Genomic DNA, 17,628 nt, shown 5'->3' with positions numbered 1-17,628 from the left:
AGTAACATGGAAAAGTTTATAATGAAGAGAAGAAGAAACGAAAGAGGACGTTTATGAGTCACGAACAAAATGACCAGCAAGCCCAGATGCTACGCGGGACTGCCTGGATGACAGCCAGCAACTTTATCAGCCGTTTGCTAGGAGCTGCTTATATTATTCCTTGGTATATTTGGATGGGAAAATATGGGCCACAAGCCAATGGTCTTTTTACAATGGGCTACAATATCTATGCTTGGTTTCTCTTGATTTCGACAGCCGGAGTACCCGTAGCTGTTGCCAAGCAAGTAGCCAAGTACAATACCCGGGACCAAGCCGATCATAGCTTTGCTTTGATTCGGGGCTTCTTGAAATTCATGGGAATTCTAGGCCTTGGATTTGCCATTCTCATGTATCTCTTGTCTCCTGTCTTTGCGAGTCTTTCAGGTGGGGGAAAAGAGTTGATTCCGATCATGCAGAGCCTTTCTTGGGCTGTCCTGATCTTTCCTTCGATGAGTGTCATTCGGGGATTTTTCCAAGGTTTTAACAACATGAAGCCTTACGCCATTAGCCAGATTGCAGAACAAGTCATTCGGGTCATCTGGATGTTGCTCACGACCTTCTTCATTATGAAGATTGGCTCAGGTGATTATGTGCAAGCTGTGACGCAATCGACCTTTGCTGCTTTTATTGGGATGGGAGCGAGCCTTCTGGTGCTCTTTTATTACCTTGCAAAGACAGGCTTGCTCTCTTCTATTTTTAGAAAGCAAGAGGGAAGTGATGGGATTGATACTCGGGCTCTCTTGATCGATACGATTCGTGAGGCTATTCCTTTTATCATCACAGGTTCCGCGATTCAGCTCTTCCAAATTGTTGACCAGATGACCTTTATCAATGTCATGTCTTGGTTCACAGACTATAGTCAAAAGCAGCTCTTGGTCATGTTTAGTTATTTCTCTGCTAATCCAAACAAAATTACCATGATCTTGATTGCGGTAGCGACTTCGATTGGGGGAGTTGGGATTCCTCTGTTGACAGAGAATTATGTGAAGGGGGACCTAAAAGCGGCTGGAAAGCTTGTACAGGATAACTTGACCATGTTGCTAGCTTTCTTGCTTCCAGCCACCTTTGGTGCAGTAGCAGTCGCAAAACCACTTTATACGGTATTTTATGGGCAACCAGATGGCTTGGCCTTAGGACTCTTCATCGTAGCGATGTTGCAGACCGTAATTCTCGGTCTTTACACGGTCTTATCGCCAATGATTCAAGCCCTCTTTCAAAATCGTAAGGCCATTCGCTACTTCCTTTATGGTGTAGTGGTGAAATTGGTCCTACAAATTCCATTTATTTTGGTCTTTCGTTCTTATGGTCCGCTTTTGTCAACGACCATTGCCTTAATGGTCCCAATCGTTCTCATGTATCGGGAGATCCAAACCATTACTCAGTTTAATCGCACCATCGTCTTCAAGCGGACCTTGCTTGGTTCCATTCTGACCGTGGTGATGCTACTTGGAGTCTTGATCGCTGGTTTGATTTTGGGCTGGATTTTCCCACCAAATGGCCGTGTATCGAGCATGATTTATATTATCGTCATTGGCGGATTAGGAGTTGTTATCTATGGAGCCTTAGGATTATGGCTACGGTATTTTGACCGCTTTATCGGAGGTCAAGCTGCACGTCTCAGACAAAAATTCCGGATTAAATAAATCAAAGGCTGGACATAAATGACCAGCCTTTTCTTATAGTTTGAAACTATAGCTAGGTCTTGAAAATGGGAAAACCGCTCTCCTCATAATAGTGATAAAATAGTAATCAGTTAGATTGAATGTTTATCGGAGGGCAATATGAGTAAAAAACGCAATATCAATACGATTTTGGCACAGGCAGGAATCAAGTCGGATAAAGCAACGGGAGCTTTGACGACTCCTTTGCATTTCTCTACGACTTACCAACACCCAGAATTTGGTCAGTCTACAGGTTTTGACTATACCCGTACGAAAAATCCAACACGCGCAACAGCTGAGAAGACTTTGGCGGCTATCGAAAGTGCAGACTATGCTTTGGCGACAAGCTCTGGAATGTCAGCCATTGTGCTTGCTTTTAGCATTTTCCCAGTTGGTTCAAAAGTCTTGGCCGTTCGTGACCTTTATGGAGGTTCTTTCCGCTGGTTTAACCAACAAGAGCAAGAGGGTCGTTTCTCTTTCACCTATGCCAATACAGAAGAAGAATTGATCCACCATCTAGATCATGATCCAGTGGATGTCCTCTATATTGAAACACCAACCAATCCATTGATGTTGGAATTTGATATTGCTCATTTAGCCAAATTGGCCCATGCTAAAGGTGCCAAAGTTGTGGTGGACAATACCTTCTATAGCCCGATCTATCAACGCCCAATTGAAGAGGGAGCAGATATTGTTCTTCATTCAGCAACCAAGTATCTGGCTGGTCACAACGATGTCTTGGCTGGTGTTGTCGTGACAAATGATGCAGACTTGTATGACAAACTCTTTTACAATTTGAACACGACAGGTGCTGTTCTTTCCCCATTTGACAGCTATCTCTTGATCCGTGGTCTCAAGACGCTCTCTATCCGGATGGAGCGCTCCACTGAGAATGCCCGCAAGGTGGTCGAGTTTTTGAAAACCTCCCCTCAGGTCAAAGAAGTCCTCTACACTGGAAAAGGTGGAATGGTCTCCTTTAAAATTCAAGATGAGAAAAAAATTCCTAACTTGTTGAATTCCCTTCAAGTATTTACCTTTGCAGAAAGCCTTGGCGGAGTTGAAAGTTTGATCACTTATCCTACCACTCAAACCCATGCGGACATTCCTGCAGAAGTTCGCCATTCATATGGTTTGACAGATGATCTTCTTCGGTTGTCCATCGGAATCGAAGATGCGGATGATTTGATTGAAGATTTGAAACAAGCATTGGAGGCTTAAGATGACCAAATATGATTTCACGACTTTACCGAATCGCTTGACCCACCATACTTACAAGTGGAAAGAAACAGAGACAGATCCAGAAATCATTCCGGCTTGGATCGCGGATATGGATTTTAATGTCATTCCAGAAGTACGAGAAGCTGTTATCGGCTATGCTGACCAAATGGTCTATGGTTACACCTATGCATCGGATAGCCTCTACCAGTCTATCCTTGATTGGGAAAAAGAAGAGCATGGCTATTCTTTTGACAAGGAAGCTGTCGTCTTTATCGAAGGTGTTGTTCCAGCCATTTCAACAGCTATTCAAGCCTTCACCAAGGAAGGGGATGCTGTCTTAATCAATACGCCGGTCTATCCTCCATTTGCCAGAAGCGTCAAGCTCAATCGTCGAAAATTGATCGAAAATTCATTAGTTGAAAAGGACGGTCTTTTCCAAATTGATTTTGATCAGCTCGAAAAAGACATTGTGGAGCAAGAGGTTAAACTCTATGTTTTGTGTAATCCGCACAATCCTGGAGGCCGTGTATGGGATCGTGAAGTCTTGGAAAAAATCGGCCACCTCTGTCAAAAACATGGTGTCCTTCTCGTTTCAGATGAGATCCACCAAGATTTGGCCTTGTTTGGCCACCGTCATACCAGCTTTAACACAGTTGATCCAAGCTTTAAAGATTTCAGCTTGATCTTAACCAGTGCAACCAAGACGTTCAATATTGCAGGAACAAAAAATTCCTATGTGGTCATTGAAAATCCAAAGCTTCGTACGGCTTTTAAACAACGGCAATTGGCTAATAATCAACATGAAATTTCAGGCTTGGGCTATATTGCAACAGAAGCGGCTTATCGCCATGGTAAACCTTGGTTGACAGAGCTCAAGCAAGTCTTTGAAAAACACATCGACTATGTTGTAGATGAATTGCATGAAAAGACCAAAATCCGTGTCATGAAGCCCCAAGGAACCTATCTTCTTTGGTTGGACTTTTCAGCCTATCCTTATACCGATGATGAGCTGCATGCTAAAATTCATGACCAAGCCAAATTGATTTTGAACCGTGGAACAGATTTTGGAAAAGAAGGAAACTTGCATGCCCGCCTCAATGTGGCAGCTCCCTTCACCCTCATTGAAGAAATTACCAAACGCTTGGTGGAAACTTTTCACAAATAAGTGTTGACTTTCTGTAAGTGAAGGAGTACAATAAACTCGAAATACGGTAGGTGAGGCTACCACAAGGATACGGATGACTACCGCAAAGCAGTGGAGACACTACTCGTTGGTAAACAGTCCTGATCGCAAAGGTCAAGACTAAGCTCATTTCATTGCCTTGTGGAGCTAAAGCTTGGACGGTCAGTTTTTTGAGAGTTTTGATTGAAAAATAAATGACGAGTTTCATGAGTCCTACCGATCGAGGGTAGGACTCTTTTTTATGCCTTACCTAGAAAAGAGAAAGGAGAGAGCTATGATACAAATCGACGATCATCCCGAACCGCACCGAACCAGCCAATCGCTGATTTGTGTCGTAGGGACTCCAAAAGTGATTGGCTCCTGATTGAAAAAGGAGATACCAATGCAAACAAATAAAGAAAGACTTATTAACGCTCTTCAAGAACCACTTGAAAGCACCTTTGCCAACTACCAAACCAGTGCCCTTGGTCTAGTTGACGATCAAGTAGAAGAAAACCGCGATGCTTATGGCGAAAATGTCATCACAAAAGGTCAAGAAGATTCCATGATCAAAAAGATCTATGAATCGATTATTAATCCTTTTACGGTGATTTTGTTGGTCATTGCGCTGGTTTCCTTCATCACCAATGTCTGGCTAGCAAAACCAGGTGAACAGGATCCAACGACCTCCATCATCATTGTGACCTTGGTCTTGATCTCTGGTGGTATCCGCTTCATTCAAGAATTGCGGAGCGACAAAGCAGCTAGCAACTTATCACGTATGATTGTCAATACAGCGACCGTTCTGCGTGATGGATCAGAACAAGAAATTCCGATCGATGAAATCGTCGTAGGAGATGTGATCAAACTGAGTGCCGGCGATATGATTCCAGCAGATGTGGTCTTGATTGATTCCCGTGACTTCTTTGTCCAACAATCTGGCCTCACAGGGGAAAGTGATGCTGTTGAAAAGGTTTGTCTCAGAAAAGCCGACAGTCAAAATCTAGATAGTCTTTTGGAAAGTGAAAGTTTGGCCTTTATGGGGACCAATGTCATCTCCGGACGGGCGACAGCCTTGGTCTTGGTCGTGGGGGATGAAACCATGATGGGCGCCATTGAGCAAACCATCAACACCTATGACGAACCAACCTCATTTGAGAGAGAAATGAATACCATCTCTTGGCTCTTGATTCGGCTCATGTTAGTGATGGTGCCCGTTGTCTTTGTGATCAATGGCCTCACAGATGGTGACTGGTTAGAAGCGGGTGTCTTTGCCCTCAGCGTTGGGGTTGGTTTGACTCCGGAAATGTTGCCGATGATTATTACAGCGAGTCTTGCTAAGGGCTCCATCATCATGGCCAAGGAAAAAGTCGTTATCAAAAAACTCAATGCCATCCAAGACCTTGGGGCTATTGATATTTTGTGTACTGATAAGACAGGTACCTTGACCCAAGATGAAATCGTTTTGGAGTATCCGCTTGATATCCATGGCGATTTGGATCTATCAGTCCTTCGCCGGGCTTACTTGAATTCCTATTTCCAAACCGGGCTAAAAAATTTGATGGACCGAGCGATTATCAATCGAACCCAGAAAGAAGCCAAGAAACATGAGATTGTTCGCGATCTGGATCAAACCTTCCATAAGATTGATGAATTGCCCTTTGATTTTGAACGTCGTCGCATGAGTGTCATTGTCAAAGACGAAGACGGTGTGGTCAGCATGGTGACCAAGGGTGCCTTGGAAGAAATGCTTTCTGTATCGACTTATGTTGAGTACAAAGGGGAGATTAAACGCCTGACAGATGAAGTCCGTCAAGAGGTCCTCGCTGAAGTTGCTCAATTAAATGAACAAGGTCTTCGTGTTTTGGGCGTCAGCTACAAAACCGACTTGGACGAAAATGACATCTTTAGTGTTGAAGATGAACGAGACATGATCCTAACTGGTTACCTTGCCTTTCTTGATCCACCAAAACCTTCTGCAGCTCCAGCAATCAAAGCTCTTGCAGAATATGGGGTAACCACCAAGATCTTAACTGGGGACAATGAAAAGGTCACCCAAGCTGTCTGTGAAAAAGTAGGACTAGATGTAGAGCGGATTCTTTTGGGAAGCGAAATCGATACGATGACTGACCAAGAGTTAGCACAAGTTGTGGAAACAACAACGGTCTTTGCCAAATTATCACCAGATCAAAAAGCGCGGATCATCCTCTGCCTCAAGAACAATGGCCACAAGGTGGGGTACATGGGAGATGGGATCAACGATGCTCCATCCATGAAGGTCTCAGACGTTGGGATCTCCGTGGATACCGCTGTGGATATCGCCAAGGAAACGGCAGATGTCATCCTTCTGGATAAGGACTTGATGGTCCTTGAAAAAGGCTTGGTCGAAGGCCGCAAGGTCTATGCCAATATGACCAAGTACATCAAGATGACGGTCTCTTCTAACTTCGGGAACATCTTTTCTCTGCTCTTCGCCAGCATCTTTTTGCCTTTCCTTCCAATGGCTCCCGTTCATTTGATTGTGCTCAATCTTATCTATGATCTTTCTTGTATCGCCCTTCCTTTTGACAATGTCGACAAGGAATTCCTCAAGAAACCTCGTATCTGGGAAGCAAACTCTATCATGCGTTTTATGGCCTGGATTGGTCCCATTTCATCTGTATTTGATATTATTACCTACATGCTTCTTTACTTCCTTGTTGTTCCTATGATTTTAGGCCATGGCTACAACCATGGAGCAGCAGATGCAGCAGCCTTTATCATGGTGTTCCAAACCGGATGGTTTATCGAATCCATGTGGTCTCAAACCATGGTTATTCATATGTTGCGTTCACCAAAACTGCCATTTATCCAAAGTCGTCCAGCCTTCTCAGTCGTGGTGACGACTCTAGCAGCAGCCTTCTTTGTAACCTCCCTTCCATATAGTCCTTTGGCTTCTATCTTGAAGTTGAGCCAACTAAATGGATTGTACTTTGTTCTATTGTTTGCGATTATCGTCCTCTATATGCTGAGTGTGACGGTTGTCAAACGTATCTATATTAAGAAATACAAAGAATGGTTGTAATTGATTGATAGAAAGAGTGAGTCCGAACTTAAAAAATTAAGTGTAAGGGCTCTCTTTTTTTTGTAAAATTTGGTATAATAAGAAGAATGTAAAGTTGGAAATGAAGATTTCCATGTGCTGTGAGTATCAAAGAGGGACTGAAAGAAAGAGTAGAGATTGACTCCACTTTTATCATAGCTCTTTTTTGAATAATAACAGCTTAGAAAGAAGGATCTCAAAATGGGAAAATTAGAAGTTATTACACATCCACTGATTCAACACAAATTGTCTATTCTCCGCCGCACGGATACCTCTACGAAGGCCTTTCGTGAATTGGTAGATGAAATTGCTATGTTGATGGGCTATGAAGTGTTGCGTGAATTGCCTCTTGAAGATGTTGAGATTGAAACTCCTATTACTAAAACCGTTCAAAAGCAAATCGCAGGGAAGAAATTGGCTATTGTCCCCATTCTTCGTGCAGGGATTGGGATGGTCGATGGTCTCTTGAGTTTGGTACCAGCTGCTAAGGTTGGCCATATCGGGATGTACCGTGATGAAGAAACCTTGAAACCAGTTGAATACTTGGTGAAATTGCCAGAAGATATTGATCAACGTCGTATCTTTGTAGTAGACCCGATGCTTGCTACGGGTGGATCCGCTATTCTAGCGATTGATTCCTTGAAAAAACGTGGCGCTAGCCATATCAAATTTGTCTGCCTAGTATCAGCGCCAGAAGGGGTGAAAGCTCTTCAAGAAGCTCACCCAGATGTTGATATCTTTACAGCAGCTCTCGATGATCATTTGAATGAACATGGCTACATTGTTCCTGGTCTTGGAGATGCAGGTGACCGTTTATTCGGTACCAAATAAGAAACCATTCATGATTCGTCCGAAAGGTGCTTAAGATTTGACCTTTTTTGACCATTGGTTTATAATAGCACATATACTTTGAACCTCACGAATTGTGAGAATGAATGGATACTAAAGGAGAAGAATAGATGATTCCAGTAGTTATTGAACAAACCAGTCGTGGAGAACGTTCTTACGATATTTATTCCCGTCTGTTGAAAGATCGAATTATCATGGTAACAGGACCAGTTGAGGACCAAATGGCTAACTCCATTATCGCTCAATTGCTCTTCTTGGATGCCCAAGATAATACAAAAGATATCTATATGTATATCAATACCCCAGGTGGCTCTGTCTCAGCAGGTCTTGCCATTGTAGATACGATGAACTTTATCAAGTCAGATGTCCAAACCATTGTCATGGGGATGGCAGCTTCTATGGGAACAATTATCGCTTCAAGCGGTGCGAAGGGCAAACGCTTCATGTTGCCAAACGCCGAGTATATGATTCACCAACCAATGGGTGGTACTGGTGGTGGTACCCAACAAACCGATATGGCGATTGCAGCAGAACACTTGCTCAAAACACGGAATAACTTGGAAAAAATCCTTGCGGAAAATTCAGGTCAATCCATTGAAAAAGTGCATGCTGATGCGGAACGTGATAATTGGATGAGCGCACAAGAAACGCTTGAATATGGCTTTATTGATGAAATCATGGCCAATAATAAATTGGGTTAAACCATCCTGTGGGAAGGTCCGTCAAGAGGCTGGGACAAAAGTCCTAGCCTCTCAATTATTTTTGGATTGTCGAGCAAAACGCAGTGGTTGAGTGGGCTCTACTACGCTGATTTCATCAGCTTTTACAGCCCTACTCAACTGTGCGGAGGTGGGACGACGAAATCGAATTCTAACGAATTACCGATTTCTGTCCCACTCTCTTTTTTGCTCTCATAAAAGAGTAGTTCTTTTTCTTGAAATTTGATATACTAGTAACAGAACGAGAAAGGGATTGACCATGTTTGAGAAACAAGAAAGAACAGGCTTGATTGTTAAATTGTATTACAATCGAGACGGGAAAAAATTACAATCTGTCGGAGATGTCTTGTACCATTCTAAGAAATGCCGCTATGTCCAATTGTATGTGGACAGTGACAAGGCCGATCAAGTCATGGAAGACTTAAAGAAAGAACGTTATGTCAAAAAGGTCTTGCCTTGCCATCTCAAAGATTTAGATACAGATTTTGTGGGGAGTTTGCAACGATTGGAGACCCCATCTGTGGTCACAGAAGTTTAGAAAACGCAATCATTTGATGGATTGTGCTTTTTTTATTGACAATTGTCAGATAATTCGGTATATTCTTAATGTATTTATTTTAAGATTCATTTAAGGAGATCATTACAAATGAAGAAAAAATTTGCTCTTTCATTTTTAACCATTGCAAGTGTCGCTCTTCTTGCTGCTTGTGGTGAAGTTTCTACTTCAGGTTCAAACACAACTGGTAACGAAATCGGCAAAGAACTAAAAGTCGGTTTTAACTTTGAAAAAACTGGTGAAGTAGCAGCCTACGGTAGCGCTGAACAAAAAGGTGCTCAATTGGCCGTTGATGAAATCAACGCTAAGGGTGGAGCTGACGGTAAGAAGATCGTTGTCACAGATAAAGATAACAAATCTGAAACAGCTGAAGCAGCTACAGTCACAACAAACCTTGTAACCCAATCAAAAGTGAACGCTCTTGTAGGACCTGCAACTTCAGGTGCTACTGCAGCAGCGGTTGCCAACGCTGGTAAAGCAGGTGTTCCATTGGTCACACCATCAGCAACTCAAGATGATTTGACAAAAGGTCAAGATTACCTCTTCCGTGCTACCTTCATCGATAGCTTCCAAGGAAAAATCATTGCTAAATACACAACTGATAACTTGAAAGCGAAGAAAGTCGTTCTTTACTACGATAACTCATCTGACTATGCGAAAGGGATTGCTGAAGCCTTCAAGAAATCTTATAAAGGTGAAATCGTAGCAACTGAAACCTTCCAATCTAAGGATACAGACTTCCAAGCTGCTCTTACAAAAATCAAAGATAAAGACTTCGATGCGATTGTTCTTCCAGGTTACTACACAGAAACTGGTAAGATCGTAAACCAAGCGCGTGGTATGGGAATCAAACAACCAATCATTGGTGGTGATGGATTTAGCGATGCTAAGTTCGTTGAACAAGCAACACCTGCTGCAGCTACAGATATCTACTACGTAGCTGGATTCTCTACTGAAGGTGAAATGACTGATAAAGCCAAGAAATTCGTAGAAGCCTACAAAGCGAAATACAATGAAGAACCTTCAATGTTCGCAGCTTTGGCTTATGATTCAGTTTACATGGTTGCAGAAGCATCTAAAGGTGCTAAGAACTCTGTCGAATTGAAAGATAACCTTGCGAAGTTGAAAGACTTGGAAGGTGTGACTGGTACAATGTCAATTGACAAGAACCACAACCCGGTTAAATCAGCTCTTATGATTGGCTTGAAAGATGGTAAAGTCAAATCAGTTGAGTCTGTTAAACCATAATTATCATTTGTTGTTTGTACAAGAGGCTGGGAGAATGAAAATTCCTGGCCTCGCTCTTTATTGTTAGAAAGGATGGTTCAAATGCTCCAGCAATTAGTGAACGGTCTAATCTTGGGAAGTGTCTATGCACTCTTGGCCCTTGGTTATACTATGGTGTATGGAATTATCAAATTGATCAACTTTGCCCATGGGGATATCTACATGGTAGGTGCCTTTATGGGATATTTCTTATTGAACTCATTGAAAGTTAACTTCTTTGTAGCCTTGCTTCTAGCTATGGTTGGGACAGCTATTTTAGGGGTTGTGATTGAATACCTGGCTTATCGTCCGCTTCGTCATTCAACTCGGATTGCAGCCTTGATCACAGCCATCGGGGTTTCCTTCTTGCTCGAATATGGGATGGTCTTCTTTGTAGGGGCTAATACCCGTTCCTTCCCGCAAGTCATTGAAACTGTTCGTTACAATTTTGGTCCTATTTCGATCTCCAACATTCAGTTGATGATCTTAGGAGTGTCTATTTTCTTGATGGTCGCTCTTCAATTTATTATCCAAAAGACAAAGATGGGGAAAGCCATGCGTGCCGTTTCTGTTGATAGTGATGCCGCTCAATTGATGGGGATTAACGTCAACCGGACCATCAGCTTTACCTTTGCATTGGGATCAGCCTTAGCGGGTGCTGGTGGTGTCTTGATCGGTTTGTATTACAACTCGATCGAGCCTTTGATGGGGATGACACCAGGGATCAAAGCCTTTGTCGCAGCCGTTCTTGGAGGAATCGGAATCATTCCAGGTGCGGCTCTTGGTGGATTTGTCATCGGTTTGTTGGAAACCTTCGCTACAGCGATCGGTCTCTCAGATTTCCGTGATGCAATTGTGTATGCCATCTTGATTGTGATCTTGCTCATCCGTCCTGCAGGTATCCTCGGTAAAAATGTGAAAGAGAAGGTGTAAGCCATGAAACAAAATTTAAAAGTGAATTTAGTCTGGCTTGGTCTTTTGGTCGCAGGTTTTGCCTTGATCCAAGTCTTGGTTGCAGCGGGTGTGCTCAACCTCTTCTATATCCAAATTTTAGAACAAATTGGAATTAATATTATCCTTGCAGTTGGCTTGAACCTCATTGTTGGTTTCTCAGGTCAATTCTCACTCGGGCATGCCGGATTTATGGCGATTGGTGCCTATTCTGCAGCCATTCTTGGTTCCAAATCACCAACCTATGGTGCTTTCTTTGGTGCGATGGTTTTAGGTGCTTTGATTGCTGGTATCGTTGCCTTGATCGTTGGGGTTCCAACCCTTCGTTTGAAAGGGGACTACCTCGCGATTGCGACACTTGGGGTTTCTGAAATCATCCGGATCTTGATCGTCAATGGTGGTACTCTAACAAATGGGGCTGCTGGGATCCTTGGTTTGCCAGCCTTTACAACTTGGCAATTGGTTTACCTCTTTGTTGTAATTACAACGATTTTTACCATTAACTTCTTACGCAGTCCAATTGGACGCTCTACACTTTCTGTTCGTGAAGATGAAATCGCAGCAGAATCTGTTGGGATCAATACGACTAAAGTCAAAGTCATCGCCTTTATATTTGGTGCGATCACAGCGGCGATTGCTGGATCTCTCCAAGCTGGCTTTATCGGCTCTGTTGTTCCTAAAGATTACTCTTTCACCAATACTATTAATGTCTTGATCATTGTCGTGTTTGGTGGTTTGGGATCAATGTCAGGAACAGTTGTGGCAGCCATTGTCTTGGGTATCTTGAACATGGTGCTTCAAGACTTCTCAAGTGTCCGTATGATCATTTACTCATTGGCTTTGATTCTCGTGATGATCTTCCGTCCAGGTGGTCTTCTTGGAACATGGGAATTCAGCTTGAAAAAACTACTCTCAAAAAAGGAGGCTAACTAATGGCACTTCTTGAAGTAAAAAATTTAACAAAAAACTTTGGTGGTTTGACAGCCGTTGGAGATGTGACCATGGAACTCAATGAAGGGGAATTGGTTGGTTTGATCGGACCCAACGGTGCCGGTAAAACAACCCTCTTCAACCTCCTAACAGGGGTATATGAACCAAGTGAAGGGACCATTACCTTAGATGGTCAGCTACTTAATGGTAAAGCACCTTATAAAATCGCTGCAGGTGGTCTGGGACGGACTTTCCAAAATATTCGTCTCTTTAAAGATTTGAGCGTTTTGGACAATGTCTTGATTGCCTTTGCTAATCACCACAAACCACATGTCTTTGCGAGTCTTTTCCGCTTGCCAAGCTATTACAAGAATGAAGAAGCTTTGAAAGCGAAAGCCCTTGAATTGTTAGCGATTTTTGGTTTGGAAAAAGAAGCAGATACCTTGGCCAAAAACTTAGCTTACGGACAACAACGTCACTTGGAGATCGTTCGTGCCCTTGCTACAGAGCCAAAAATCCTCTTCTTGGATGAACCTGCTGCAGGGATGAACCCTCAAGAAACAGCAGAATTGACCCAATTGATTCGTCGCATTCAAAAAGAATTTAATATTACGATCATGCTGATTGAGCACGATATGAGCTTGGTTATGGAAGTAACGGAACGGATTTATGTATTGGAATACGGTCGCTTGATTGCCCATGGTACGCCAGATGAAATCAAGACCAACAAACGCGTAATCGAAGCCTATCTAGGAGGTGAAGCCTAATGTCTATGTTAAAAGTTGAAAATCTTTCTGTACACTATGGCATGATCCAGGCTGTCCGTGATGTCAGTTTCGAGGTAAACGAAGGGGAAGTTGTCTCTCTTATCGGTGCTAACGGTGCTGGGAAAACATCTATTCTTCGTACCATTTCCGGTTTGGTGCGTCCAAGTGCTGGGAAAATCGAATTTTTGGGTCAGGAGATTCAAAAGGTTCCGGCTCAAAAGATTGTAGCAGCAGGACTTTCTCAAGTTCCAGAAGGCCGCCACGTCTTTCCGGGCTTAACTGTTATGGAAAACTTGGAGATGGGAGCTTTCTTGAAGAAAGATCGAGAAGAAAATCAAGCTAACTTGAAGAAAGTCTTCTCCCGTTTCCCACGTTTGGAAGAACGGAAGAACCAAGATGCAGCAACCCTATCTGGTGGGGAACAACAAATGCTTGCAATGGGTCGTGCACTTATGTCAACGCCAAAACTCTTGCTTCTGGATGAACCTTCTATGGGATTGGCTCCAATCTTTATCCAAGAAATTTTTGATATCATCCAAGATATCCAAAAACAAGGAACAACGGTTCTCTTGATCGAGCAAAATGCCAACAAGGCCCTTTCCATCGCAGACCGCGGTTATGTTCTCGAAACAGGGAAAGTCGTTCTTACCGGAACAGGAAAAGAACTCTTAGCCTCAGAAGAAGTCCGCAAGGCCTACCTTGGTGGATAAGATTTCTAAAGTTTTTTGAAAGGAAAAGTTAGCTAAACCTTTCTTCGGATTGATGACAAAGATAATTTAGAAACTTTCCTTAGGTGAGTGCGGACGTCAGCGAACTTCTACGAAGTTCCATGACTTAGTTTTGAAACTAAGGTTTCAAAACTCCCGAGTGCTAGAAACAATAATGTTTCTAGCACTTTTCTCACGGCGGAAAGTTTCAATATACTCCCAAATGATTCAAAAAAAGCATAATTTCTATTATGAAGAAACATTAATCTCATTTTATAGGAAAAACAGTTTGAATATGTTCGAAAGAAAGGTCCTGAAGACCTTTCTTTTTTCATCTCTCTTGTTTGATTTTTCTAAATTTTGAAAACAAGAGAAAACTGCTGAAAGCGTTTGAAATCATTCTTAAAATCAAGTATAATAAAACTAATAAAAGCATAGGAGAACTTGTTATGGCTGTTAAAGATTTTATGACACGTAAAGTGGTTTACATTAGTCCAGATACTACAATTGCCCACGCGGCAGATTTGATGCGCGAACAAGGTTTGCACCGTTTGCCAGTCATTGAAAACGATAAATTGGTTGGTTTGGTGACAGAAGGTACGATTGCAGAAGCAAGTCCATCTAAAGCAACAAGCTTGTCTATTTTCGAGATGAACTATCTGTTGAACAAGACCAAGGTCAAAGATGTCATGCTTCGCAATGTCATTACCGTCTCTAAATTTGCTAGCTTAGAAGATGCGACCTATCTCATGTATAAGAACAAGGTGGGAATTCTTCCAGTCGTGGATAATGACCAAGTATCTGGTGTCATCACAGACCGTGATATTTTCCGTGCCTTCCTTGAAGTATCCGGTTATGGAGAAGAAGGAGTTCGTGTTCGCTTTGTGACTGAAGATAAGGTTGGCGTTCTAGAACAAATCATTCACTTGATTGTAGAAGAGGGGTATAACATCGCCAATACAGTCAATATCCCAACCAAAGACGACCGTGTGGTTATCGAAGTTCAAATTGATGGGGTGACAGATCTAGAAGGAATCCGTACTAAATTTGAAGCCAACGGTTTGAAAGTCGATGAAATCACTCGAACAACCGCAAAAGTAATTTAATAGAAAAATCAGGCTGGATGATCATCCAGCCTGATTTTTCTATTAACGGTTAATGGGTTGTTTTTCTTTATCTAAAGTAAAACCTTCGCCGAGAATTTCATGGGCTTCAGAAATGGTGATAAAGGCAAATGGATCAATACGATTGATGATGTCTTTCATTTGTTTCATCTCATTCCGCGAAACAACACAGTAGACGATATCCAGATCTTTACGGCTGTAATAGCCCATCCCGCGGATAAAGGTAATCCCGCGACCCAGATCATCAGATACCTTTTTGGCAATTTCTTCTGGTTTAGAGGTTACGATAAGGAAGCCTTTTCCAGCAAAACCACCTTCCCCAATCAAGTCAATTACAAGCGTATCGATCAGGATAAAGAAGAGAGTGTACATGGCTGTACGGACATCTTGGAAGACAATGACCACAGTTGTCAGAACAATGGCATCGACAATCAACATGAGCTTTCCCATACTGAGGGAAGTGTATTTGTTAAAGATGCGAGCGAGGATATCGGTTCCTCCAGTGGTTCCTCCAGCATTGAAGATGATCCCTAGCCCCAAACCAAGCACAACCCCTGAGGCGATACAGGCAAGCAGAATATCTCCTTTAAAGGCTGTAAAGATAAAGTGATGGTAGTGGTGGCTGAGGGGCATAGCTTCAAAAATTGCCATCCATGCCGAAACTGAAAAGGTCCCCAGTAAGCTCAGATAAAGAGATTTCTTGCCCAGAAGTTTCCAAGCTAGAATGAAGAGAGGGATATTGATCAGCAAGTTCATCAGGGATACGGGGACTTTTAAGAGGTAATAGGTGATCAAGGTAATCCCTGTTGCTCCTCCTTCATAGAAGTGAAAGGGAATGACCAAAAAATAGATCCCAAATGAAAAAATGCCGGCCCCCAAGATGATAGCCAGAATATCTTTAAATTTAAACATGATAGGTTGTCTCCTAAAACTTTATAAGATCATTGTAACAAAAAAGTGAAAAAATGAAAATGACTTTGAAAAATTTTCTCTCCTAAAATACAAGATTTTTACCCTTATTTTTGGTAAAATAAAAAGAAGAAAAACAGAAAGAGGATACTATGGTAAACGGTACATTAATTTCATTTGAAGGTCCAGAAGGAGCAGGGAAATCATCGGTCCTAGAAGCCGTTTTGCCTCTACTTGAAGAAAAAGGAATTCCTTTTATTACAACCCGTGAACCAGGCGGTGTAGACATTGCAGAAAAGATCCGCCAAGTCATTTTAGATCCAGACCATACTAGTATGGATGCTAAGACCGAGTTGCTGCTCTATATTGCTAGTCGCCGGCAGCATTTGGTGGAACGTGTCTTGCCAGCCCTTGCAGCTGGGAAGATTGTCTTGATGGACCGCTTTATTGATAGCTCGGTCGCTTATCAAGGGTATGGTCGCGGTCTGAGTGTGGAAGATATCGAGTGGCTCAATCAATTCGCGACAGATGGTCTTAAACCAGATCTCACCCTTTACTTTGATCTGGATGTCGAAGAAGGGCTCGCCCGAATTGCGAAAAACCAAGAGCGGGAAGTCAATCGTTTGGATTTGGAAGGATTGGAGCTTCACCAAAAAGTCAGACAGGGTTATTTGGCCTTGTATGAAAAGGAACCAGAGCGCATTGTGAAAATCGATGCCAGTCAATCCTTTGAAGCAGTCTTTGCGGATGTTTTGGCTGTTTTAGAAAATCGCTTGGGGATATTGAAATGAAGCTAGAAGAGATCCAACAGCTCCAGCCAGAATTGGTGGAGCGCTTCACCCAGATCTTAGAACACAAACAGCTCAGTCATGCTTATCTCTTTACAGGTTCTTTTGCTAGTTTTGAGATGGCCCTCTTGCTAGCTCAAAGTCAATTTTGCGAAAATTTGCAGGGAGTCTGGCCTTGTGGCAAATGCCGTTCCTGCCGCTTGATTGAAGAAGAAGAATTCTCAGACGTGAAAATCGTGCGTCCAGTCAACCAGATCATTAAGACAGACCGCATTCGTTCGCTGGTTCAAGACTTTTCTCAATCAGGATTTGAAGGCAGTCGGCAGGTCTTTATCGTCCAAGATGCGGATAAGATGCATACCAATGCGGCCAACTCTCTCTTAAAAGTCATGGAAGAACCCCAGAGTGAGATCTATCTCTTCTTGTTGACATCCGATGAAAACTTGATCTTACCGACTATCAAGAGTCGGGCCCAGCAGGTCCATTTTCCTAAAAAGCAAGCCTACCTAACCGAACTGCTAGAAAAAGAAGGCTTGATCAAATCACAGGCAAATTTAGTAGCTCGTTTTAGTTTTAGTCTCGAAGAAGCAGAGCAACAAAAAAAGAATGCTACGTTTTTTGAACTAGCAAAAGTTTGTGATCAGTTCATCGAACGTTGTCAATCCAATTTGAATCGCGCCTATTTGGAAGTGACTCGATTGGTAAGCTTAGCAGATGATAAGGAAAAACAAAGCCAGGCCTTTCGTTTGATGGAGTTGGCTTTAGAAGAGCAGTTGCGCTTGAGTCGATCCCAGCAGTTGCTTGAGAAATTGAGTCTTGTTCGCAGGATGTGGAAGGCCAATGTTTCTTTTCAAAATGCTCTAGAATATATGGTTTTGAGCTTAGAAAGTTAAGGAGTCA

General features: G+C 42.5%; 16 protein-coding genes and 1 riboswitch. Of the genes, 15 read left to right on the top strand and 1 reads right to left on the bottom strand.

The genetic code is table 11. From position 1 onward, the window contains the following. The first annotated feature begins 53 nt into the window (after positions 1 to 53). From O3605_RS02605 to O3605_RS02545, 13 genes are all read left to right on the top strand, one after another. The gene (locus tag O3605_RS02605) at positions 54 to 1,682 is read left to right on the top strand and encodes a putative polysaccharide biosynthesis protein (protein WP_003013325.1); all 1,629 of its coding nucleotides are present in this window, start codon (positions 54 to 56) and stop codon (positions 1,680 to 1,682) included. Positions 1,683 to 1,820: 138 nt separating this feature from the next. Continuing rightward, on the top strand, positions 1,821 to 2,918 hold the full coding sequence (locus O3605_RS02600; RefSeq protein ID WP_003005364.1) for a cystathionine gamma-synthase: 1,098 nt from the start codon (positions 1,821 to 1,823) through the stop codon (positions 2,916 to 2,918). 1 nt (position 2,919) lies between these two features. Further along, positions 2,920 to 4,083, top strand: coding sequence for a MalY/PatB family protein (locus tag O3605_RS02595; RefSeq protein ID WP_070587039.1), 1,164 nt, complete (start codon positions 2,920 to 2,922; stop codon positions 4,081 to 4,083). A gap of 35 nt (positions 4,084 to 4,118) precedes the next feature. After that, positions 4,119 to 4,276: riboswitch (M-box (ykoK) riboswitch) on the top strand. Between the two features lie 207 nt (positions 4,277 to 4,483). Next, on the top strand, positions 4,484 to 7,144 hold the full coding sequence (gene mgtA, locus O3605_RS02590) for a magnesium-translocating P-type ATPase (protein ID WP_201089552.1): 2,661 nt from the start codon (positions 4,484 to 4,486) through the stop codon (positions 7,142 to 7,144). A 219-nt stretch (positions 7,145 to 7,363) separates the two neighbouring features. Continuing rightward, the gene (upp, locus tag O3605_RS02585) at positions 7,364 to 7,993 is read left to right on the top strand and encodes a uracil phosphoribosyltransferase (RefSeq protein WP_003005574.1); all 630 of its coding nucleotides are present in this window, start codon (positions 7,364 to 7,366) and stop codon (positions 7,991 to 7,993) included. A gap of 128 nt (positions 7,994 to 8,121) precedes the next feature. After that, entirely contained in the window at positions 8,122 to 8,712 is a 591-nt protein-coding gene (clpP, locus tag O3605_RS02580) for an ATP-dependent Clp protease proteolytic subunit ClpP (protein WP_021153673.1), read from the top strand. Positions 8,713 to 8,989: 277 nt separating this feature from the next. Next, complete coding sequence (locus tag O3605_RS02575) at positions 8,990 to 9,268, top strand: DUF2129 domain-containing protein (RefSeq protein WP_023918810.1); 279 nt, start codon at positions 8,990 to 8,992, stop codon at positions 9,266 to 9,268. Between the two features lie 108 nt (positions 9,269 to 9,376). Continuing rightward, positions 9,377 to 10,534 carry an ABC transporter substrate-binding protein gene (locus O3605_RS02570; RefSeq protein WP_023918808.1) on the top strand — a complete coding sequence of 386 codons (1,158 nt, stop codon included), beginning with the start codon at positions 9,377 to 9,379 and terminating at the stop codon, positions 10,532 to 10,534. Between the two features lie 81 nt (positions 10,535 to 10,615). Further along, positions 10,616 to 11,485, top strand: a complete 870-nt coding sequence (locus O3605_RS02565) for a branched-chain amino acid ABC transporter permease (RefSeq protein WP_009731472.1) — start codon at positions 10,616 to 10,618, stop codon at positions 11,483 to 11,485. 3 nt (positions 11,486 to 11,488) lie between these two features. Next, the gene (locus tag O3605_RS02560) at positions 11,489 to 12,436 is read left to right on the top strand and encodes a branched-chain amino acid ABC transporter permease (protein ID WP_371585199.1); all 948 of its coding nucleotides are present in this window, start codon (positions 11,489 to 11,491) and stop codon (positions 12,434 to 12,436) included. Beyond that, positions 12,436 to 13,200 carry an ABC transporter ATP-binding protein gene (locus tag O3605_RS02555; protein WP_003005595.1) on the top strand — a complete coding sequence of 255 codons (765 nt, stop codon included), beginning with the start codon at positions 12,436 to 12,438 and terminating at the stop codon, positions 13,198 to 13,200. The genes O3605_RS02560 and O3605_RS02555 overlap by 1 nt, the downstream gene beginning before the upstream one ends. Further along, complete coding sequence (locus tag O3605_RS02550) at positions 13,200 to 13,910, top strand: ABC transporter ATP-binding protein (protein ID WP_371585198.1); 711 nt, start codon at positions 13,200 to 13,202, stop codon at positions 13,908 to 13,910. The genes O3605_RS02555 and O3605_RS02550 overlap by 1 nt, the downstream gene beginning before the upstream one ends. Before the next feature lie 446 nt (positions 13,911 to 14,356). After that, the gene (locus O3605_RS02545; RefSeq protein WP_155172315.1) at positions 14,357 to 15,013 is read left to right on the top strand and encodes a CBS domain-containing protein; all 657 of its coding nucleotides are present in this window, start codon (positions 14,357 to 14,359) and stop codon (positions 15,011 to 15,013) included. Positions 15,014 to 15,055: 42 nt separating this feature from the next. On the opposite strand, the gene O3605_RS02540 is transcribed toward O3605_RS02545, so the two are convergent. Next, positions 15,056 to 15,943 (bottom strand): YitT family protein, encoded by an 888-nt coding sequence (locus O3605_RS02540; protein WP_371585197.1) that lies wholly within the window; start codon positions 15,941 to 15,943, stop codon positions 15,056 to 15,058. A gap of 149 nt (positions 15,944 to 16,092) precedes the next feature. On the opposite strand from O3605_RS02540, the gene tmk reads away from it, so the two are divergent. Together tmk and O3605_RS02530 are read left to right on the top strand one after the other, a co-directional pair. Further along, entirely contained in the window at positions 16,093 to 16,731 is a 639-nt protein-coding gene (tmk, locus tag O3605_RS02535; RefSeq protein WP_049472085.1) for a dTMP kinase, read from the top strand. Continuing rightward, entirely contained in the window at positions 16,728 to 17,621 is an 894-nt protein-coding gene (locus tag O3605_RS02530) for a DNA polymerase III subunit delta' (RefSeq protein WP_371585196.1), read from the top strand. Before tmk ends, O3605_RS02530 begins: the two co-directional genes overlap by 4 nt. Positions 17,622 to 17,628 lie beyond the last annotated feature (7 nt).

It is taken from the genome of Streptococcus sp. 27098_8_99 (assembly GCF_041431935.1).
GTDB classification, from domain to species: Bacteria; Bacillota; Bacilli; order Lactobacillales; family Streptococcaceae; genus Streptococcus; species Streptococcus parasanguinis_D.
The sequence above is the reverse complement of the archived record's forward strand: the minus strand, read 5'-3'. Positions and strand labels throughout refer to the sequence as shown.